Annotated in this window: 20 protein-coding genes; 10 read left to right on the top strand and 10 right to left on the bottom strand. The window is 72.4% G+C overall.

What is annotated here, in order from left to right; all coding sequences use genetic code 11:
- The first annotated feature begins 101 nt into the window (after window positions 1–101).
- Window positions 102–350, top strand: coding sequence for an SCO4226 family nickel-binding protein (locus ACFZCP_RS18940; RefSeq protein ID WP_391428183.1), 249 nt, complete (start codon window positions 102–104; stop codon window positions 348–350).
- A 1,370-nt stretch (window positions 351–1,720) separates the two neighbouring features.
- On the opposite strand, the gene ACFZCP_RS18935 is transcribed toward ACFZCP_RS18940, so the two are convergent.
- Both ACFZCP_RS18935 and ACFZCP_RS18930 read right to left on the bottom strand, forming a co-directional pair.
- A complete protein-coding gene (locus tag ACFZCP_RS18935; RefSeq protein WP_391428182.1) occupies window positions 1,721–2,278 on the bottom strand; it encodes a DUF4232 domain-containing protein in 558 nt (185 codons plus the stop codon).
- A gap of 137 nt (window positions 2,279–2,415) precedes the next feature.
- Complete coding sequence (locus ACFZCP_RS18930) at window positions 2,416–2,880, bottom strand: hypothetical protein (protein ID WP_391428181.1); 465 nt, start codon at window positions 2,878–2,880, stop codon at window positions 2,416–2,418.
- Window positions 2,881–3,251: 371 nt separating this feature from the next.
- Between ACFZCP_RS18930 and ACFZCP_RS18925 the strand changes: the two genes are divergently transcribed.
- The 9 genes from ACFZCP_RS18925 (at window position 3,252) to ACFZCP_RS18885 (ending at window position 11,019) form a co-directional block, all read left to right on the top strand.
- Window positions 3,252–4,460, top strand: a complete 1,209-nt coding sequence (locus ACFZCP_RS18925) for an FAD-dependent oxidoreductase (protein WP_391428180.1) — start codon at window positions 3,252–3,254, stop codon at window positions 4,458–4,460.
- The gene (locus ACFZCP_RS18920; protein ID WP_391428179.1) at window positions 4,457–5,377 is read left to right on the top strand and encodes an RNA polymerase sigma-70 factor; all 921 of its coding nucleotides are present in this window, start codon (window positions 4,457–4,459) and stop codon (window positions 5,375–5,377) included. The genes ACFZCP_RS18925 and ACFZCP_RS18920 overlap by 4 nt, the downstream gene beginning before the upstream one ends.
- A 75-nt stretch (window positions 5,378–5,452) precedes the next feature.
- Complete coding sequence (locus tag ACFZCP_RS18915) at window positions 5,453–5,635, top strand: hypothetical protein (RefSeq protein WP_391428178.1); 183 nt, start codon at window positions 5,453–5,455, stop codon at window positions 5,633–5,635.
- A 253-nt stretch (window positions 5,636–5,888) separates the two neighbouring features.
- A complete protein-coding gene (locus tag ACFZCP_RS18910) occupies window positions 5,889–6,077 on the top strand; it encodes a hypothetical protein (protein ID WP_391428177.1) in 189 nt (62 codons plus the stop codon).
- A 64-nt stretch (window positions 6,078–6,141) separates the two neighbouring features.
- Window positions 6,142–7,065, top strand: a complete 924-nt coding sequence (locus ACFZCP_RS18905) for an oxidoreductase (RefSeq protein WP_391428176.1) — start codon at window positions 6,142–6,144, stop codon at window positions 7,063–7,065.
- A gap of 86 nt (window positions 7,066–7,151) precedes the next feature.
- A complete protein-coding gene (locus tag ACFZCP_RS18900) occupies window positions 7,152–8,408 on the top strand; it encodes an extracellular solute-binding protein (protein ID WP_391428175.1) in 1,257 nt (418 codons plus the stop codon).
- Entirely contained in the window at window positions 8,405–9,307 is a 903-nt protein-coding gene (locus ACFZCP_RS18895) for an ABC transporter permease subunit (protein WP_391428174.1), read from the top strand. The genes ACFZCP_RS18900 and ACFZCP_RS18895 overlap by 4 nt, the downstream gene beginning before the upstream one ends.
- Window positions 9,300–10,133 carry an ABC transporter permease subunit gene (locus ACFZCP_RS18890; RefSeq protein ID WP_391428173.1) on the top strand — a complete coding sequence of 278 codons (834 nt, stop codon included), beginning with the start codon at window positions 9,300–9,302 and terminating at the stop codon, window positions 10,131–10,133. The genes ACFZCP_RS18895 and ACFZCP_RS18890 overlap by 8 nt, the downstream gene beginning before the upstream one ends.
- A gap of 64 nt (window positions 10,134–10,197) precedes the next feature.
- Window positions 10,198–11,019, top strand: a complete 822-nt coding sequence (locus tag ACFZCP_RS18885; protein ID WP_391428172.1) for a methyltransferase domain-containing protein — start codon at window positions 10,198–10,200, stop codon at window positions 11,017–11,019.
- A 30-nt stretch (window positions 11,020–11,049) separates the two neighbouring features.
- On the opposite strand, the gene ACFZCP_RS18880 is transcribed toward ACFZCP_RS18885, so the two are convergent.
- The 8 genes from ACFZCP_RS18880 to ACFZCP_RS18845 form a co-directional block, all read right to left on the bottom strand.
- Window positions 11,050–11,853 carry an SDR family oxidoreductase gene (locus ACFZCP_RS18880; protein ID WP_391428171.1) on the bottom strand — a complete coding sequence of 268 codons (804 nt, stop codon included), beginning with the start codon at window positions 11,851–11,853 and terminating at the stop codon, window positions 11,050–11,052.
- Window positions 11,854–11,923: 70 nt separating this feature from the next.
- Window positions 11,924–12,508 (bottom strand): TetR family transcriptional regulator, encoded by a 585-nt coding sequence (locus ACFZCP_RS18875; protein ID WP_391428170.1) that lies wholly within the window; start codon window positions 12,506–12,508, stop codon window positions 11,924–11,926.
- Window positions 12,509–12,553: 45 nt separating this feature from the next.
- The gene (gene nirD, locus ACFZCP_RS18870; protein ID WP_362678702.1) at window positions 12,554–12,904 is read right to left on the bottom strand and encodes a nitrite reductase small subunit NirD; all 351 of its coding nucleotides are present in this window, start codon (window positions 12,902–12,904) and stop codon (window positions 12,554–12,556) included.
- Window positions 12,901–15,522, bottom strand: a complete 2,622-nt coding sequence (nirB, locus tag ACFZCP_RS18865; protein ID WP_391428169.1) for a nitrite reductase large subunit NirB — start codon at window positions 15,520–15,522, stop codon at window positions 12,901–12,903. The genes nirD and nirB overlap by 4 nt, the downstream gene beginning before the upstream one ends.
- Window positions 15,522–16,829 (bottom strand): FAD-dependent oxidoreductase, encoded by a 1,308-nt coding sequence (locus ACFZCP_RS18860; RefSeq protein WP_391428168.1) that lies wholly within the window; start codon window positions 16,827–16,829, stop codon window positions 15,522–15,524. Before ACFZCP_RS18860 ends, nirB begins: the two co-directional genes overlap by 1 nt.
- 400 nt (window positions 16,830–17,229) lie before the next feature.
- On the bottom strand, window positions 17,230–17,850 hold the full coding sequence (locus ACFZCP_RS18855; protein ID WP_391428167.1) for a class F sortase: 621 nt from the start codon (window positions 17,848–17,850) through the stop codon (window positions 17,230–17,232).
- Window positions 17,851–17,981: 131 nt separating this feature from the next.
- Window positions 17,982–18,626, bottom strand: coding sequence for a hypothetical protein (locus tag ACFZCP_RS18850; protein WP_391428166.1), 645 nt, complete (start codon window positions 18,624–18,626; stop codon window positions 17,982–17,984).
- 508 nt (window positions 18,627–19,134) lie between these two features.
- Complete coding sequence (locus tag ACFZCP_RS18845) at window positions 19,135–19,860, bottom strand: TetR/AcrR family transcriptional regulator C-terminal domain-containing protein (protein WP_391428165.1); 726 nt, start codon at window positions 19,858–19,860, stop codon at window positions 19,135–19,137.
- Between the last annotated feature and the right edge of the window lie 13 nt (window positions 19,861–19,873).

The raw sequence follows: 19,873 nt of genomic DNA, 5'->3' as shown, positions 1-19,873 counted from the left end.
TCGCCGTCACCGTCGTACAGGAACAGGATGGAGATGACGAAGCCGACAGGCGCGACTCGGCAATTCGCCGGGGCGCGAGAGCCGGAAGGAGGCGCGAAACCATGCCCCAGTTCATGGATGTCCACCACGGGATGAACGGCATCACGGCCGACCAGCTGAAGCAGGCCCACGGGGCCGATCTTGCCATTGAGCAGGAAGAAGGCGTCCACTTCGAGAAGGTCTGGGCGGACCCGGAGTCCGGCACGGTCTACTGCCTCTCTGAGGCCCCCTCGGCCGAAGCGGTCCAGCGTATCCACGAACGTGCTGGTCATCGGGCCGACGAAATCCACCCGGTTCCCGTGACCGCGTGAAGACAGGATCCCGCCTGGAACCTCTCGCCCCTGGGGAGCTCCCACTTGGCTGGGCCCTTGTTCGGCAATCGCCGAAACGCCAAAGCAGGGCCGGCAGGCACCAACTCCCTCTCCGCGAAGGGCATCTGCGCGACACCTGGCAGGCCGTGGCGTTATACACCAACCTTGGAGCAACACCCCCGTTCAGTTCAAAGTGTGAACGAAATGGAAATTTGCGGTTCCGTTCACACCTCGTGTGAAACGCCCCTCAGACGCCGCGGTCGAGTCGTTGTCGCCATCCTTGCCAGCCCAAAGTTGCGAGTCGAGCACTCGGGCGGGTGTACGCACCTGGGAGGGAGGCGCGCCAGGGGGCGCACGGTCGGTGTAGTTTCAATGGCGGCCCGCGAGCGATCTTGAAAACCGTCGTGGCGCGAGTCACCGTGGGTTCAAATCCCACACCCACCGCGCAGTTGAACGGCCCCTGGCCAGGCATCATGGTCAGGGGCCGTTGTGCTGCGCGGTGACCGCTCGCCACCGTGATTCCCCGCGGTTCCCCGCACCATCGGGCACGGGTGGGGCACGGGAACCTTCTGATCTGTAGCTCCACACGGATCGATCATTGAAGGTCATACAGGCCATGCGGATTCACAGAAGCCTGGAAACCTACTGGTCCTGCCTCCTAGTGGCGATCTATAGGTATATTTCCAGATCATGGGGGCCATGTTTGCCATTGACCCCGCTTAGGCGGGAATCGGGCGCTCCTGCCAAGACGGAGACAAGCTTGTCGAAAAAAGGCAGAGGTGGCGGCGGAGAGTGCGAAAAGGACCAGGAGCCCTTGGGTGTACGACTCTTCCTTGCGATCGTAGCCTCCGGGTGCCAGCAAGTTATAGAGCCGCCAGCTAAAAGCAATTCCCATGACGTTCATCAAAACGAACGAGATCCAATAGGCTACGCGGACAATTTCGCCGCAAGCCCAGCGAGAGGCCGCAGCACGAGCAGCCGACGCAAAACCGAGGGACTCGGCTGCGGCAAGGCTATGGAACTGGTCTCCTCAGCCGACTGGTAACAACGGTCCAGCCAGCCCTCTACCTCGGGAGAAAAGCCAGGTCGGCGCAACGGCTTTGGGCTGGAGCTGCTTTGGCGCGAGTGATCATGGCCCCGTAAGCTTTGCCGGATCCGGCGGCCGGTCCTCAGGGCGCCTGCAGGCTGGAGGGCGCCGGCAGGCTGGAGGGTGCCTGCGGGGCGGCCGCCGTGGATCACCGTGAGGTCGTCTTCCCCGACGACGGCGCGGGCGCCGCCGGGGACGGGACGGCCGGACCGACCGGGACACACGTCCGGCGGCCGGATACGGGCAGGGGACGGCGCCCTGGACGCGGTGCCGTCCCCTTGGATCAGATACTGCCGTCCGTGTTGACCGGGCCGACCTGGAAGGTGTGTGAACAGGTCGTCCAGCGTGCGGGGACCAGGGTGGCGGTGTGTGACGCCGGCGGATAGACCCTCAGGTAGGTACCGGTGCGCAGACAGGGGCCGCCGATCGGGCCGTTGGTGGTGCGGACGACCGCGGACGCGGAGTGCCCGGGGGCAAGGGCGACGGTGGCGTACGAGCTGCCGGAACGGGTGGCGGCCGGTCCGATCTGCCGGTGCGCGGTGTCCACGACGCTGACGCCCGGGTAGCCGCGCAGGGCACACGCGCTGGTGCTGGTGTTGGTGAACTGTATGGGCCAGTAGAGCGATCCGGCCGCGCCTTCCTGGCGGCCCATGGAGAGATACAGGTCGTTCACGGCGCAGGTGCGCAAAGCGGCCGACGTCCGGGACGTCTTGGCCGGCACCGACGTCGCCGCCGTGGCCGTCGTGCTCCAGGCGACACCCGCTGTCGCCAGGGCCGCCGCGGCGACGGTCAGGCCGGTGGTCAGGCCGCGCCGGGAGAGGAGTCGAGTATTCAGAAACATGGCCTATCCGCCTCCATAGGGCGAATGGGTTGATGAGGACGCTATGTTGGATGCGCCCCCGGCGGGAAAAGTTGTGCCGGAGGCCGGGAAATGTCCCGCCCGGCATGTCCGGGCGTTCACCCGCCGCGTCCGGGGGGTCACCAGCCCTCCACTCCGAGAGCCAGTCGCCGGTGCCACCACGGCTCCGCCGGCCCGGCCAGCGGGTCGGGGAGCGTGCACAGCAGATAGCGGCGGTCCAGCGGCGTCAGCACGCGCTGCAGTTCGGCCCGCGCACGGTGGGGGAGCGCCGGCAGGATCTCCGCGAGCGCGTCCCGGGCTTCCCGTACGTCGTCGAGGGCGCAGCCGGGACAGCCGGAACAGTAGGCCGCGCGGGGGTAGCGGGGGCGGCGCCCCGGCGGGTGCAGGAACGCCCGGTAGCGCCGCAGGGCCGCGCCGATCGCACCGGGCGAGTACCACGACACGGCAAGACGCTCCGCGCGATGGATGGCGAGGCTGGTGCGGGCGGACAGGCCGGGTATGCGGGCGGGAGGGGGCTCTTCCCGGACGCGGGGGCCGGGAGTTCTGCGGGCGCTGCGCAGAGCGCCGGGCCGGTTACGCGGCATGGGCCTTTCGGAGGGTGGTCATGAAACCCATGATGCCCCAGGGGAGTTGACGGCGGCACGGGATATGGGGTGCGGCCGTGCAGGCGGCGCCTCCAGAGGGCCGCCGGGGGTGCCGTCCTGCCGGGGGGGGCGCCGTGCCGGGCAACTGTGCTGCTGTGCCGGGGCGCTGGGACGCCGGGCAACTGTGCTGCTGTGCTGGACCGCTGTGCCGGGACGCCGTCGGTCACGGCAGCCGGTTGGCGGGGCCGCGGTGGGGCGAAATCCGCGGCCCCGTGACGAACTGTGGTGCCCGTCACATCGGCCTCGTGTCACGGATCGGCCCGCAGCCTCCATCTGCTGGGTGTCCACAGCGGATCGAGAAGGGCAGGGCGATGAGCGCACAGCAGGCAGAGGACACGGCGGCACCGCATCGCGTCGTGATCCTGGGGGCGGGTTACGCGGGCATGTCCGCGGCGATCCAGCTCGCGGCGCGGGGCAAGGGCCGCAAGGACGTCACGGTGACCCTGGTGAACGCGCAGGAGCACTTCACCGAGCGGATGCGGCTGCACAGCGTGGCGACCGGGCGCAAGCCCGCCGGGCTGAGCATCCCGGAACTGCTCGACGGCACGGGCGCGCACTTCGTGCGCGGCTGGGTCACGGCCGTGGACACCGCCGCGAGGACCGTGTACGTCGACGACGACCGGGTCCTGCCCTACGACACGCTGGTGTACGGGCTCGGCGGCACGGCCGACACCTCGGCGGTGCCGGGCAGCGAGGACCACGCGTACACCCTGAACAGCGTCCAGGACGCCGAGCTGCTCGCCGACCGGCTCGGGCGGCTCGGCCGCGGCGCCACGGTGGTGGTCGTCGGCAGCGGCCTGACCGGCATCGAGTCGGCCGCGGAGATCGCCGAGCGGTACCCGGAGCTGGACGTCGTCCTGCTGGGCCGGGGTGAGCCCGGCGCCGCCATGAACCCGAGGGCCAGGGCGTATCTGCACGCCGCGCTCGACCGCCTGGGCGTCCGGGTGCGCACCGGGGCCGAGGTGGTGAAGGTGCTGCCCGACGCGGTCGGACTGGCGGGCGGCGAGAGCGTCGCGGCCGACGCGGTCCTGTGGACCTGCGGGACGCGCGTGTCGCCGCTGGCGGCCGCCGCCGGGCCGGCTGTGGACGAGCACGGCCGGATCGTCACCGACGCCACCCTGCGGTCGGTGTCCCGTCCCGAGGTGTACGCGATCGGCGACGCGGCCGCGATCCGCCAGGGATACGGCGTCATGCACGGCACCTGCCAGGGCGGCATGCCGACCGGAGTGCACGCCGCGCTGTCCATCGACCGTGTCCTCAGGGGCAAGCGGCCCAAGCCGTTCCGCTTCGGCTACTACCACACACCGGTGAGCCTGGGACGCGGCGACGCAGTGGTGCAGTTCACCCGCCCCGACGGCAGCCCGCGCCGCATGTGCCTGACGGGCCGCACGGCGGTCCGGTACAAGGAGACGGTGACCGCCTCGCCCTGGCCGACCTACGGCCGTATGAAGAAGGTGCCCGCCTCGGGCGCGTTCTGGCCCCGCGGGGGCCGCTTCACCCGCCTTCGGGGGACCCGGTGACCGAGGTCTTCGCCCACGGCGGCCAGCAGGTCTTCCACGAGCACCGCAGGCTGCTGTTCTCCGTGGCCTACCGCGTCCTCGGCAGCGCGGCCGATGCCGAGGACGCGGTCCAGGACGCCTGGATCAAGTGGTCCGCCGCGGACCGCTCGCAGGTGGCCGACCCCAAGGCGTACCTGACGCGGATCGTCTCGAACCTGGCGCTGGAACGGCTGCGGTCCACCCGGCACAAGCGGGAGACCTATGTGGGGCCGTGGCTGCCGGAGCCCATCCTCACCGGCGGGGACGCCTGCGAGGCCGCCATGGACGCCGAGTCGGTCTCGATGGCGATGCTGGTGGTCCTGGAGACGCTCAGCCCGCTCGAACGGGCGGTGTTCGTGCTCAAAGAGGTCTTCGGCTTCAGCCACGCCGAGATCGCGGAGGCGGTGGAGCGCTCCGAGGCCGCCGTGCGCCAGGCCGCCCACCGCGCCCGCGAGCACGTGCAGGCCCGCCGGCCGCGCTTCACGGCGGACCGGACGCGGCAGCGTGAGGTCACCGAGCGGTTCTTCGCCGCGGCCACCGGCGGGGACGTCAACGCCCTGATGGAGCTGCTGTCCCCGGACGTCACCCTGTGGACCGACGGCGGCGGCAAGGTCCGCCAGGCCCTGCTGCCGGTCGTGGGGGCGCAGACCGTGGCCTCCTGGTTCGCGGCCATCGGCACCGTCACCTACCAGGGCGTCGAGCCCGCCGACATGCGCGCCGAACTCGTCGGGATCAACGGCGGCCCGGGCATAGTGTTCAGCTCCCCGGAACGCGTCATCGCCACCGTGACCTTCGACTTCGGTCCCGACGGCCGCATCACCGCCCTCCACAACGTGGCCAACCCCGACAAGCTCCGGGCCGTCGCCGACGGCACCGCCCACGACATCGGGACGCGGTGATCGGCAGCCGACCCGGACCCCTTTGCCGCGACGGACCCCAACCCGGTCGACGCCGCCACGCAGCACGTGCGTGACGTGGCCGACGGCAAGTTCGACCCGGCGCACCTCAAGCAGCCGGCGGAAAAGGAGGCCCAGGAGAAGAAGCTCGGCCTTTCCGGTCCTTCCGACGGCGGCTCGTTCGCCACGCCGCGGGTATGGCGGGGCGGAAAGCTGTACCTCCAGGCGGCGGCGCGGCCGCCACCGCCGCGGTCGCCCTGATCGCCGTGACGGCGGGCTGCGCCGGTGGCGGCGCCCCGCAGCCGCAGGCACCGAGGCCCCTCGCAGGCCTGAGACTGCCCGTGGAGGACTACATGCCCTCGCCCTGGCAGATCCACGAGGAGCAGACCGCTCGTGGTCGTCCTGCACGCGCGGCAACGGCTACGCGTTCGCCGCGGATGTCTACGCGGCGTCCGACAGTCTCAAGCTGCCGCCGCTGCGCCCGAGCCCCGCGGCCGGCTCCCCGGAGGCCACCATGGCCTCGGCGGACGCGCGCTGTGTACGGACGTCCGGCGTGATCCGGGCATGGTTCCGGGCCGAATCCGCACTGGAGAAGAAGGCGATGGGCCAGGATCCCGCCACCTGGGCCCGGCTCAAGCAGTCCTACCACCAGCGCACGGCCCATGTGCGCGCCACTCTCCACCGGTTGCGGATCACTCCCTGACGGCAAGGGGGAGCATCCGGCACGTCGGCAGGGGGGCCGCGGTCCTGCCGCCTACGCTGGCCCCATGGGCTGGACCGCGCAGAGCATTCCCGACCAGACCGGCCGTCTCGCCGTCGTCACCGGTGCCAACAGCGGCCTCGGGTACGTCACCGCGCGGGAACTCGCCCGCCGGGGCGCGCGGGTGGTGCTCGCCTGCCGGAGCGAGGCACGCGGGCGGGACGCCGGGGACAAGCTGGTGGCACAGGTGCCCGGGGCCCGGGTCGAGGTGGAGCGGCTGGACCTCGGGGATCTGGGCTCCGTGCGCGCGTTCGCGCGGAGGGTGACGTACGACCGGCTCGACCTGCTCGTCAACAACGCGGGCGTGATGGCGCCGCCGTACGGGACGACGGCCGACGGGTTCGAGACACAGTTCGGGGTCAACCACCTCGGCCATTTCGCCCTCACCGGACTGCTGCTGCCGAGGCTGCTGGCCGCCCCGGGCGCCCGCGTCGTGACCGTCTCCAGCGTGCTGCACGCGCTCGCCGGCATCGACCCCGACGACCTCAACAGCGAGTACCGCTACCGGCGTTGGACCGCCTACGCCCGCTCCAAGACCGCCAACCTCCTCTTCACCCACGAGCTGGCGCGCAGGCTGGTCGCGCACGGAGCCGACGTCGTCGCGGCCGCCGCCCACCCGGGGTACGCCGCCACCAATCTCCAGACCGCCGGACCGCGTGCCGAGGGGCGGCGTGGCGCCGAACTGTTGATGGAGCTGGGCAACCGGCTCTTCGCCCAGCCGGCCGAGGCGGGCGCCCTGCCCACGCTGTACGCGGCGACGGCGCCCGGTGTGCGGCCGGACTCCTTCCACGGTCCGTCCTTCGCGATGTGGCGAGGTGCGCCCGCGCCGTCCTGGCGGGCGCCGTGGACGCTCGACGACAGGGCGGCGCACAGGCTCTGGGACGTCTCGGTGCAGCTGAGCGGCGTCGATTTCGCGGATCTGGCGGTGTGACACACGGCCGCAATGCTTCTTTCGTAATCCCCGCGCATGGTTGATCGTTGGGCCGTGCATCGACGGCGAACGTCAGGGGGCACACGATGACGAGCATCAGCCGCAGGACGCTGCTGGCAGCAGGCGCGGGCGCCGGACTGCTCACCGCATGCGGATCGAACACCGGGCGGGGCGGCGACGGCACAGGGCCGGGGCCGAAACTCTCGCAGTGGTACCACCAGTACGGCGAGGCCGGCACCGAGCAGGCCGCCCAGCGCTACGCCGCCGGCTACAGGAAGGCACACGTCTCCGTCCAGTGGCGGCCCGGCAACTACGACCAGCAGACCGCCGCGGCCCTGCTCACCGACGCCGGACCCGACGTCTTCGAGGTCAACGGGCCCACCCTCGACCAGATCCGGGCCGGGCAGGTCGTCGACCTCACCGATCTCCTGCAGGGCGTCAAGGACGACTTCAACCCCGCCGTGCTCACACCCAAGACGTACGACGGGAAGATCTGGGCCATCCCCCAAACCGTCGACATGCAGCTCCTCTACTACCGCAAGAGCCTGCTCGCGGACGCCGGAGTCCGGCCGCCCACCACCCTGGACGCCCTGGTCGACGCCGCCGGAAAACTCACCACCAGCAAGGTCAAGGGCCTCTTCCTCGGCAACGACGGGGGCGCCGGCGTCCTCGGCGGAACCCCCCTGTACGCAGCCGGACTTCGGCTGGTCACCGAGGACGGCAGGGTCGGCTTCGACGACCCCGCGGCCGCCCGCACCCTCGGCAAGCTGCACCGGCTCTACGCCGACAAGTCGCTCCTGCTCGGCGCCCCCGCCGACTGGTCCGACCCCTCCGCCTTCCTCCAGGGCCTGACCGCCATGCAGTGGTCCGGACTGTGGGCGCTGCCCCAGGTGCAGAAGGAACTCGGCGACGACTTCGGCGTGCTGCCCTTCCCGCCGGACGGCCCGCACGGCCGGCCCTCCGTGCCCGTGGGCGCGTACGGCGCCGCCGTCAGCGCCCGCAGCGGGCACCGGGAGGCCGCCCGGGAGTACGTGAAGTGGCTGTGGGTCGAACGCACCGACTACCAGCAGGACTTCGCGCTCTCCTACGGCTTCCACATCCCGGCCCGGATCTCCCTCGCCCACAAGGCCGCCCGGCTGAGGTCGGGTGCGGCCGCCGAGGCCGTCCGTCTCACCACCGAGCACGGCCAGGCCCAGCCCCTGCTGTGGACCCCGGCCAGTCAGAGCGCCTACCAGGACGCGCTCAGCCGGATCATCAAGAGCGGCGCCAGTCCCGACAGCGAACTGCGGGACGTCGTACGGAAGGTGTCGGCCGAGCTCGACCGTGTGAAGAAGAAGCCGTGAGCAGGCGCAACGGCCTCTGGTTCTGGATCTTCGTCGGGCCCTTCGCCCTCGGACTCGCCCTGTTCACCTACGTCCCGCTGCTGTGGAGCGTGGCGCTCAGCTTCTTCGACGCACACAACACCGTCACGCCCACGCACTTCGTCGGCCTGGACAACTACACGGCGATGCTGAAGGACGACGCGTTCGTCGACAGCCTGAAGACCTTCCTCGTCTTCACCGCCTTCATCGTGCCCGCCACCTACGTCTTCTCGCTCTCCCTCGCCCTGATGGTCAACCGTCTCGGGCGCGCCCGGGCCTTCTTCCGGTCCGTGTTCTTCCTTCCCGCCGCGTGCAGTTACGTCGTCGCGGCGCTCCTGTGGAAGATGTCCCTGTTCAACGGGGTGCGGTTCGGGCTCGCCAACACCGTGCTGGGATGGTTCGGCGGCGATCCCGTCGCCTGGCTGTCCACCACCGACCCGCCCTGGTACTGGCTGGTCATCGTCACCGTACGGCTGTGGCTCCAGACCGGCTTCTACATGATCCTTTTCCTCGCCGGGCTCCAGCGGATCGACCCGGTGCTGTACGAGGCGGCCGCCGTGGACGGGGCCCGGCCCGGCTGGAGCGTGCTGCGGCACATCACCCTGCCCCAGCTGCGGGCCACCTCGGTCGCGGTGGTGCTGCTCCTCGTCATCAACGCCTTCCAGGCCTTCGACGAGTTCTACAACCTGCTCTCCGACGCGCGGGGCTATCCGCCCTACGCCCGGCCGCCGCTGGTCTACCTCTACTACACGGCCCTCGGGCAGGGACAGAACCTGGGACTCGGCAGCGCGGGCGCGGTGATCCTCGCGCTGGTCATCGCCGTCGTCACGGTGGGACAGGCACGGTGGCTGCGGCTGGGGAGGACGGACGCCGATGGATGACGCGCTGGTACGGGCCGGGCGGGCGCTGCGGCTGGTGCTGCTGATCGCGCTCGCGCTGCTCTTCCTGATCCCCTTCTATCTGCTGGTGCGCAACGGCCTGTCGAGCGAGCGGGACATCACCTCGCCCGAATGGACCTTGTTCCCCGGCGAGTTGAGGTGGGGAAACGTCCGGGAGCTGTTCGAGGACCCCTCCGTGCCCTTCGCCCGCTCCCTCCTCAACAGTGCGCTGATCGCCGTCGCGACCACCCTCGGCACCCTGCTGCTCGCCTCCCTCGCGGGCTACGGTCTCGCCCGCATCCCCTACCGGCACGCGAACAAGGTCTTCTACGGCATCCTCGGCACCCTCCTGGTGCCGGCCGCCGTGACGTTCGTCCCGAGTTTCGTGCTGGTGTCGTCGCTGGGCTGGATCTCCACGCTCCGCGGGCTGATCGTCCCGACCCTGTTCCCGGCGTTCGCCTGCTTCGTCTTCCGGCAGTACTTCCTGGGCTTTCCCCGGGAGCTGGAGGACGCGGCGCAGGTCGACGGGCTCGGCCCCTGGCGCACGTACTGGCTGGTGGTCGTGCCGAACGCGCGGCCGGTGTTCGCGGCCGTCGGGACCATCGTGTTCCTCGGAGCGTGGAACTCCTTCCTGTGGCCCCTGGTCATCGGGCAGGACCAGAGCGCCTGGACGGTGCAGGTGGCGCTGTCGTCCTTCACGACGTCCCAGGTGATCCGTCTGCACGAGCTGTTCGTCGCCGCGGCCGTCTCCGTCCTGCCGCTGCTGCTGGTCTTCCTGGGCTTCCAGCGGTGGATCGTGGCGGGCGTGGAACGGTCGGGGATCGACTGAGGCACCGCCCCGGGACGCAGTGCGGTCGCGGCCAAGAGCCGTGCCCGCAGCGTAGGTTGGGGGCATGACGACCACTGCATCGCAGGAGGCGTTTCTGCAGGCGTTCCACGCCGAGTACCCGGCGGTGACCGCGGAGGCGTTCGGCCGCGGCCGCGCACCGGACGGCCGGTCCAGCTACGAGATCCTGTGCGACCGGGTGGCCGGGGGCAGGCGCGTGCTGGACCTCGGCTGCGGCGACGGCCTCCTGCTCGAACTCCTGGCCCGCGAGGACGGGCGGCAGCTCGCGGGCGTGGACCTGTCGGCGCACTCCCTGGCGCTGGCGCGGCGCCGGTCGGCGCTCCGTGGGGCGAGGCTGGAGGAGGGCCGGGCCCAGGAGCTGCCCTTCGCCGACGACAGCTTCGACGCCTGTGTCTCCCACCTGGCGCTGATGCTGATGGGCGAGATCGAGCAGGTCGCGGCCGAGGTCGCCCGCGTGCTGTCTCCCCGGGGGGTGCTGGTGTGCGCGGTGGGGGGCGGGGCCGTCGGCGGCGAGGCCTACGACCGGTTCGTCCGGCTGCTGCGGCACACCGTCGAGGAGATGCCGGCCGCGCAGCGGATCCCGGCGCTGGGGGACAGAAGGACCCGCAGTCGCGAGGGGTTCGACGAGGTGCTCGGCCCGGCGGGCTTCGCCCCGGTCGACTGGGAGACGGTGCCCATCGATCTGAGCGGTCCGGTGGAGCAGGTGTGGGCGTGCGTCTCCGGTCTCTACGACCTCGGCCCGCTCGACGGGGCGGCCGTGGAGCGGTTGCGCGAGGCCTTCTTCGCCGGGGTGGAGGACATCACGACGCCGCAGGGGCTCGTCCCCTGCGCGTTCAGGATCCACGTCGTCACCGCGCGACTGCGGTGAGGCCGTCTGCCGCCACGCCGTGAGCGTCCGTCACAGCGAGCCGCCGCTGTCCACCACCAGGTCGGTGCCGACCAGGGAGGCCGCGTCGTCCGAGGCCAGGAAGAGGACGGCGGCGGCGATCTCCTCGGTGGCGGAGATCCGGCCGAGCGGGAGCGTGGCCTTCGCCCGCTCGGTGCGGTCCTGCTCCGTCTCGCCGGGACGCAGCGACATGGAGGTGGCGGTGGCGCCGGGGCTGACCACGTTGATGCGGACGCCGTCGCCGATGTGGTCCAGGGCGGCGCCCCGGCTGAGGGCGGTCACGGCGGCCTTGGTCGCGGCGTAGGCGGCGGCTCCGGGGGAGGTGGCGTGCAGCCCGAGGTTGGAGGACACGTTGACGATCGCGCCGCCCGAGGCCTGGGTGCGCATCTGGCGGATCTGCGCCTGCAGGGCCAGGTGGACGCCGGTGACGTTGGTCGCGAGCTGGGTGTGCCAGTCGTCCTCCGGTAGGTCGGCCAGCGCCTGTCCGCCCCGGAACACCCCGGCGTTGTTGACGGCCACGTCGAGCGAGCCGATGAGGGGCCCCGCGCCCGAGCGGAGCCGAGGGCCGGGGAAGTCGACGGCGGCCCGGACCAGTGCCTGCGCGTCCGCGGCGCGGGAGACGTCGGCGGTCACCGCGAGCGCCCTGCCGCCCTGCTTCTCGATGAGTGCGACGGTCTCGTCCAGCGGCTCCCGCCTGCGTCCGGCGACGACGACCCGGGCGCCCTCCGCGGCGAGCGCGCGGGCCACGGCCCGTCCGATACCGGAGCCGGCACCGGTGACGAGGGCGGTCCTGCCGGTGAAACGAGTGGCGGTCATGATCTCCCCTTTTTTTGACCGATCGGTTCAGTATGAGGTCGCAAAACACGCCCCTCGATGGAGGGGTGTGTCAGTCGAGCAGCGACAGTGCCTGCTCCGCCGCGTCCCGGACCCGGGCCGTGTCCGCGGACGCCTTGCCGACCACCCGCAGGCCCTGCATCAGCACGAGCAGCATGCGCGCGAGGGTGAGCGGGTCGCGGCCGGCGGGCAGCTCGCCCTGGGCCCGGGCGCGGACGAGCGCCGAGTGCAGCACGGCCTCGACGTGGTCCCAGCTGCGCTCGACCTGCCGCGCGGCGGCCGCATCGTGCGGGGCCAGCTCGGCCGCCGTGTTGGTGACCAGGCAGCCGTTCCTGCGCAGCTGCTCGTCGGCGGCCTCGGCCGCGAACCGCCGTACGACCGCTCGTACGGCGGGCAGGGCGGGGCCCGGCCGGGACAGCTCGTGCACGATCCGCGTCAGGCCCGACCGCTCGTAGCGCTCCAGCGCCTTCAGGTAGAGCTCGTGCTTGTTCCCGAAGGTCGCGTACAGGCTCGCCCTGCCGATGCCCAGGTGGTCCACCAGGTCGGCCAGCGACGTCGCCTCGTAGCCGCGCCGCCAGAACAGCTCCAGGGCCGACTGCAGTGCGGCGTCGGGGTCGAATTCCTTGGTCCTGGCCACGAAGGCAGCCTAGATCTTTCTGGAACGACCGGTCAAGATCAGCTGTCAGGCCACCCGCACCTCGTACGTGGCGACGCGCACCGACCCGTCGTCCAGGCACTGCCCGGTCGCCAGGTCGAAGCGCTGCTTGAGCAGCGGGGACGCCACGAACGGGCGGCCCTGCAGGCTGCCGGTCAGGCCGCGGGACAGGACGGCCGCGCCGCCGAAGGGGTCGCGGTTGTCGATCGCGTACAGGCTGCCGGCGCGGTCGCGGAAGAGGGCGGCCTGGCGGCCGTCGGGGAGCAGCGCCGCCATGCCCCGGCCGGGCAGCAGCCGGCTCAGGTCGCAGACCGTGAACCAGCCGTCCTCCAGCCGGAGCTGGACCAGCAGATCGGTCGTCTCGGGTGCCAGGGTCATCGCTGGGCACTTCCTTCCAGTGCGTCTTCCAGGGGGCGGCGGCCGATGGCGAGCAGCGGCAGGTCGGGCTTGATCTGGTCGCGCTCGGGGACGAAGGCCACCACCGGGTCCGGGGTGTCCGGAGCGTTCACGAAGGACACGAACCGGCCCAGCTTCTCGGGGTCGTTGATGGTCTCGGCCCACTCGTCGCGGTAGTGCGCCACATGCGCGGCCATCAGGGACTCCAGCTCCTCGCAGATGCCGAGGGAGTCCTCCACGACCACCTCGCGCACATGGTCCAGGCCGCCCGGAATCCGCTCCAGCCAGGTCGAGGTGCGCTCCAGCCGGTCGGCGGTGCGGATGTAGAACATCAGGAACCGGTCGATCAGCCGCACCAGTTCGGCGTCGGAGAGGTCCTGGGCCAGCAGGTCCGCGTGGCGCGGGGTGGCGCCGCCGTTGCCGCCGACGTACAGGTTCCAGCCGCTCGCGGTGGCGATGACACCGAAGTCCTTCGACCGGGCCTCCGCGCACTCGCGGGCGCAGCCCGAGACGGCGGACTTGAGCTTGTGCGGGGACCTGAGCCCCCGGTAGCGCAGCTCCAGGTCGATCGCCATGCGGACCGAGTCCTGGACGCCGTAGCGGCACCAGGTCTGCCCGACGCAGGACTTCACCGTGCGCAGCGACTTGCCGTAGGCGTGCCCGGACTCGAAACCGGCGTCCACCAGGCGCGTCCAGATCAGCGGGAGCTGTTCCACGCGCGCGCCGAACATGTCGATCCGCTGGCCGCCGGTGATCTTCGTGTAGAGGCCGAAGTCCCGGGCGATCTCGCCGATCACGATCAGCTTCTCGGGCGCGATCTCCCCACCGGGGATGCGCGGCACGACCGAGTACGAGCCGTTCTTCTGCAGGTTGGCCAGGAAGTGGTCGTTGGTGTCCTGGAGGGCCGCCTGCTCGCCGTCCAGGACATAGCCGCTCGCGCCGATCGCCGGGGCGAGCGAGGCGAGGACGGAGGCCACGGCCGGCTTGCAGACCTCGCAGCCTTCGCCGCCCCGGGCGCCCTCGCGGCCGTGCCGGTCCAGCAGGTCCTGGTACGAGGTGATGCGCAGGGCCAGGACGATCTCGTACAGCTCCTCGCGGGTCTGCCCGAAGCAGCCGCACAGGCCCTTGTCGACCTCGACGCCGGACGCCTCCAGCTCGGCGGTGACCAGCTGGCCGAGCACCTTCACACAGCTGCCGCAGCCGGTGCCGGCCTTGGTGCACTTCTTCACCTCGGGCACGGTGGCGCACCGGTGCTCGGTGACCGCGCCGCGGATCGTGCCCTTGCTGACGTTGTGGCAGGAACAGACGATCGCCTCGTCCGGGAGGGCGGACGGGCCGAGCCGGTCCCCCGAGCCGGCTCCGGCGGGCAGGACGAGCGACTCGGGGGAGACGGGGGGCACCGAACCGGTCAGCGCGCGCAGGGTGCCGTAGGCCTCGGCGTCGCCGACCAGGATGCCGCCGAGCAGCGTGCCGTCCCGGCCGATGACCAGCTTCTTGTACAGGCCGGAGCGGGAGTCGGAGTAGACGACGTCCAGGCAGTCCTCGGCCGTGCCGTGCGCGTCGCCGAAGGAGGCCACGTCCACCCCGAGCAGCTTCAGCTTGGTGGACAGGTCGGCACCCGTGAAGGAGGCCTCTTCGGCGGCGATGGTGGCAGCGGCGGTCTCCGCCTGCTCGTAGCCCGGGGCCACCAGGCCGTACACCCGGCCGTCCGCCGCCAGCGCGCACTCGCCGATCGCGAACACGTGCGGATCGGTGACCGTACGGCACTGCTCGTCGACGGTGATGCCGCCGCGTTCGCCGACCGCCAGGCCCGAGTCGCGGGCCAGCTGGTCGCGGGGGCGGACACCGGCGCTGAACACCACCATGTCGGTGGCCAGTTCGGAACCGTCGGACAGCTTCATGCCGGTGACCGCGCCGTCCGGGCCGACCACGATCTCCTGCGTGCCCACGCCGGTGTGCACGCTCAGGCCCATCTCCTCGATGGTGCGCAGCAGCGCCGCGCCGCCGCCCTCGTCGACCTGGACGGGCATCAGCCGGGGAGCGAACTCCACGATGTGGGCGTCGAGCCCGAGACCCTTCAGCGCGCCCGCGGCCTCCAGGCCGAGCAGACCGCCGCCGACCACCGCACCCGTCACGGCCCTCGCCCTCGCGTACGCCTCGATCGCGAGCAGGTCCTCGATCGTGCGGTAGACGAAACAGCCCTCGGCGTCCTTGTGGGGGACGGGCGGCACGAAGGGGTAGGAGCCGGTGGCGAGGACCAGGGCGTCGTACCCGAACACCTGGCCGGACCTGGCCGTGACCTGCTTGGCCGCGCGGTCGATCGTCTCCGCCGGGTCGCCGAGGTACAGCTCGATGCCGTGGGCCTCGACGAACTCCATGTCGGTCACGGAGAGTTCCTCGGGCGTGCGGCCCGAGAAGTACGAGGTGAGCTGGACGCGGTCGTAGGCGGGCCGCGGCTCCTCGCACAGGACGACCACGCGGTGCGTGGCGGTCAGGCCGCGCCCGGCGATCGCCTCCAGGAAGCGCTGGCCGACCATGCCGTGGCCGACGAGCACGATCGTGGGGCGGGGCCGGTCCCCCGCAGGTGCGGTCGTGGACATCACAAGCCTCCGTCGTTGGTGAGCAGATGGAGCAACGGGCCGTCGTCGGGGAGCGGCTCTGCTCCCTCCCAGGCGCGGGCGAGGGCGCCGACGGTGCCGAGTTCGCCGACCAGGACCCCGCCGACCAGGCGGTCGTCGCGGACGACGACCTTGCGGTAGGTGCCCCGGGTCGCGTCGGCGAGCTGCACGACGTCGTCGCCGGGGCGGGCCTCGGTCTCGCCGAACGCGGCGAGGTCGAAGGGTGAACCGGTGCCGGCGAGGGTCAGCCGGGTCAGGGAACGGGTGCCGGTGTAGCGGGCGTGCGGGTCGCCCGCGAGGAACGCGGCGAGGGCGTCGGCCTGTTCGAGGGCCGGGGCGGCCAGGCCGTAGACCGTCCCGTCGTGCTGGGCGCAGTCGCCGACGGCGTGGATGTGCGGGTCCGAGGTGCGCAGCCGGTCGTCGACGAGGACACCCTGGTGCACGGCGAGCCCCGCCTGTACCGCCAGACCCGTGCGCGGGCGCACCCCGCAGGCCAGGACCACGAGGTCGGCGTCGAGCGCATAGCCGTCGGCCAGCTCCACCGAGCGGACCGCGCCGCCGGCCGAGCGCACGTCGCGCACCCGGCACTCGGTGTGCACCTCGACGCCGAGGTCCGACAGGTGCCGCAGCACCAGCCGGGAGGCGCTCGGGTCGAGCTGGCGCTCCATGAGCCGCTCCGCCTGCTGGGCGAGCACCACCTGGGCGCCGCGCACCGCGAGCGCGCGAGCCGCGGAGACCCCGAGCAGCCCGCCGCCGACGACGACCGCCCGCACGCCCGCACGGACCGCCTTGGACAGCCCCAGGCAGTCGTCCATCGTGCGGAACGCGTGGACGCCCTCGGGGAGCTGGTGGTCGGGGGCGCCGTGCCTTCCCGGGGGACCACCCCCGGACCCCCGGCCCAGGAGGCGGTTCGGGCCGCCCGCCCGGTGTGCCGACGCAGGGCGAGTGTCCGCGAACAGGCCGCGCAGCGGCGGCAGCACGGGGTTGGAGCCGGTGGCCAGCACCAGCGTGCCGTAGGCGATCGACGAGCCGTCGGCGCAGTCCAGCCGCCGTGCCGTGCGGTCGATGCCGGTGACCCGGGCGCGCACCAGGCCGTCGGGCGCGGGGAGGGAGATCACCTCCGGTGCGAACCGGCCGGCCAGTACCTCGGCGAGCAGGACCCGGTTGTAGGGCCGGTACTCCTCCTCGCCGACGAGCAGCACGGGCGTGCCCAGCTCGCCGAGCCGCCGGGCGAGCCGTACGCCCGCGAGGCCGGCGCCGATCACCACCACACACGTATTCGAGGTCATGCACCGCAGCGTGCGGCCCGGAGGTTACCCGGCCGCATCACCCCTGTTTCCCACGGGGAACGCTGCCCTCAGCGGGGGCGGGCCAGGGGTGTGAGGGACCTGGGAGGGGTGCCGGGGAGGGCTGTGAGGTGCGGTTTCTCGGGGCCGCGCACACAACGGACCGACCAGGCCCGTGGTGCCCGGGACACGTCGCGCAGCGCGGCCGGCCCCGGGGCGGCACCGACGCCTTCGTGCCGGCCGGCACGGCCGGAACGTCCCGCTGCTCCTCGAACGGGCTGCGGTCGCCGCTGTCCCTGCGCGCTGAGGCCGGCGGCGGGGAGTGTTCGCGTGCTGAGGCCGGCGGCGGGGAGTGACTGCGTGCTGAGGCCGGCGGCGGACGCCCGATGTGCTGCCCGGCCTGTCAGCGGCCGCCGGTGAGGTGGGCGAAGACCACCACGTTGCCCTGGTAGCCGGTGGCCCGCGAGTAGCCGCCGCCGCAGGTGATGACCCGCAACTCGGGGCGCTGGGCCGCGCCGTACACCTTCTCGTCGGGGAAGTTCCGGGCCGCGTACACCTCCACCGCGTCCACCGTGAACACGGCCACGGAGCCGTCCTGGCGGTCGACCTCGATGACGGCGCCCCGCTTCAGGGCGCCGAGGTTGTAGAAGACGGCCGGGCCCTCGGTGTTGTCGACGTGGCCCGCGACGATCGCGGTGCCCGTCTCGCCGGGCATCGTGCCGGCCTCGTACCAGCCGGCGAGGTTCTTCTCCTTGGCGGGCGGCGCGTCCAGGCTCCCCGCGCGGGTGAGGGCCAGGCCCGTCAGGGGGGCGTTCACCCGGATCGCCGGGATGCGGATACGGGTGGGCGCCGACGGTTCCAGCGCGGGGGCCGTGAGCCGCTCCTCGCCGGGCTCCGGCCGGCCCTCGGCGGCCGACGGCTGCGGCGGCGCGTGCGTCCCGGAGGCGGCGCCGAGCAGCCACACCCCCGAGGCGAGCGCGACGACGGTGACGGCGGCTATCGCGGTGTCCCCGATCCTGCGCATACCGACCCCTCTCCCGGAGACGGACTCCCCCTGACAGTCGGACCCCCGGCCCCCTCCGGGCCGCGAGGGGCATCGAGCCCGGAGGGGGCGGGGCTGTGCGGTACCGGCGGACGGACAGCGGAGGGTGTCCGTCAGATCCCGTCGCCTCTCGCCCGGCGATGCAGGAGCCAGGTACCGCCCGCGGCGGCGACGGCCAGCGCCGTCACACCTGCCGCGGTCTGAACGGGGTCGGTGCCCAGTGCGCCGCCGACCCCCGTCTTCACGCTTCCCCGCGGCTGCACCTGCTGGTGCACCGCGTTCAACGCCACCACCAGGTCCCCGGTGACCTGCTTGGTGCCCTCCGCGCACTTCGCGACGATCTCGTACGTCCCCGGCTGCGCGCTCGGCGGCACCCGGAACTGGCCGATCGCCTCGCCCTCGTGCGTGCTGGGCGCCAGGGTGAAGGTCCCGGCGCCGACCGCGCCCGCGTCCCCGAGCGCGGCGCCCCTGTCCCCGCACGCCGCCGTGTTCACCGTGACCTGGCTGCCCGGCTCCGTGGTGGACGGGTACACCTGCAGGTTGTCGGCGACGGAGGCGAAGGGACGCGCCGGTGCCGGGAGCGCGGGCGCGCGCAGGCCCGCGGGGCGGAGCACGGTCGTGGTTGCGGCACCGGCCGGCGCCTCCCGGAGACGAGCGGCCTCGGGTACTGCGCCGCTGCCGTGGGCCGGTGCCGTGGCGAGACCCGCCGCGGCCACGGCGAGTGCGGTACCGGTCAGCAGGCGGGCGGTGCGTCGCATGGTGCTCCCCAGAGCTTGTCCGACTCGTTCATCCGACTCGTTCAGAGGGCGCGCCCCCTGCGCTTCCGAGGTAAATGGCACTCGGCCCGCACCGCTTCCTGAAACATCGTCAGGAACGTGGTGAACGGGTGGCGTCCGCGACCCCCACACGGCCTAGCCGTGCCGTGTTACGGCAGGTCATGGGCGTGCTTGACGGCACCGGCGAAGAGAACACGAATGGAGCGCCGCCGCCGGTGAACGGGTGACCGGCGCGCACGGGTGCAGACGCCGTCGGTGCGGCAGGCACCGGCCGCACCGGCGGAGCCGGCGCGCGCCGCCCGACGCCCCGTCAGTGCCGGCAACCGCCCCCGGGTGCGGCACGCCTGACTCGGTGGCACGCGCATGCGCCGCCGGCCGGGGCACCGCGGGCCGGTACGGGACAAGGATCGGCGGCTGCGGCCGACTCGCAGGGTTCGGGGCGAAGGGGTCTGGACTAGCTCGGCAGTCGCAGGGCCAGTCCGGGTCTGGCCTAGCGCGGCAGCCGCAGGGCCAGTCCGTCCAGGACGACGTCCAGTCCGTGGGTGAACTTGGCGTCCCGGTCCTGAGCGGGGTCCCGGGGCGCGGATTCGCCGTAGGCGGCCGCGAGGTGGGCGTGGCCGGCCGCGGCCTCCTGGGCGGCGGGCATCAGCCGGGCGACGAACTCGGCCTCCGTCTGCCCGGACCGGGCGACCGTGGTGAGCCAGGCGGCCTCGGTGGTGCTCATGCCGAGCACGTACGCCAGCAGCGTGCTGATCGCCCGGTCGGGCTCGGGGAAGCCGGCCGCGGTGAACAGCGAGGCGAGCCGCTCGGAGAACGACATCAGGTTGGGGCCGAGGTAGACGAGGCCGGCCTGGCCCATCACCGAGGACACCCAGGGGTGCCGGAGGGCGGTCGCGCGGAAGGACCGCGCGGCCTCGGCGACGGCGGCCCGCCAGTCGGGGTCCGCGGCCGCCGGCACCCGGATCTCGGCCGCGACCGCGTCCACGGCCAGCTCCATCAGCTCGTCCTTGGTGGCCACGTGCCGGTACAGGGAGGTCGCACCGGCGTTCAGGCGGGCGCCGAGCTTGCGCATGCTGAGCGCCTCGACACCGTCCGCGTCCAGCATGGCGACCGCCTCGCGCACGATCGACTCCCGGCTGAGCGAGGGCTGTTCGGGCTCGCGCCGCTCCCGGGCCCACACGGAGGGGATCGGGTTCGGCTTGGTCCTGGTGGCCATCGGCGGACTCCTT

Source organism: Streptomyces sp. NPDC007971, assembly GCF_042958635.1.
In the GTDB taxonomy this organism is placed as follows: domain Bacteria; phylum Actinomycetota; class Actinomycetes; order Streptomycetales; family Streptomycetaceae; genus Streptomyces.
The sequence above is the reverse complement of the archived record's forward strand: the minus strand, read 5'-3'. Positions and strand labels throughout refer to the sequence as shown.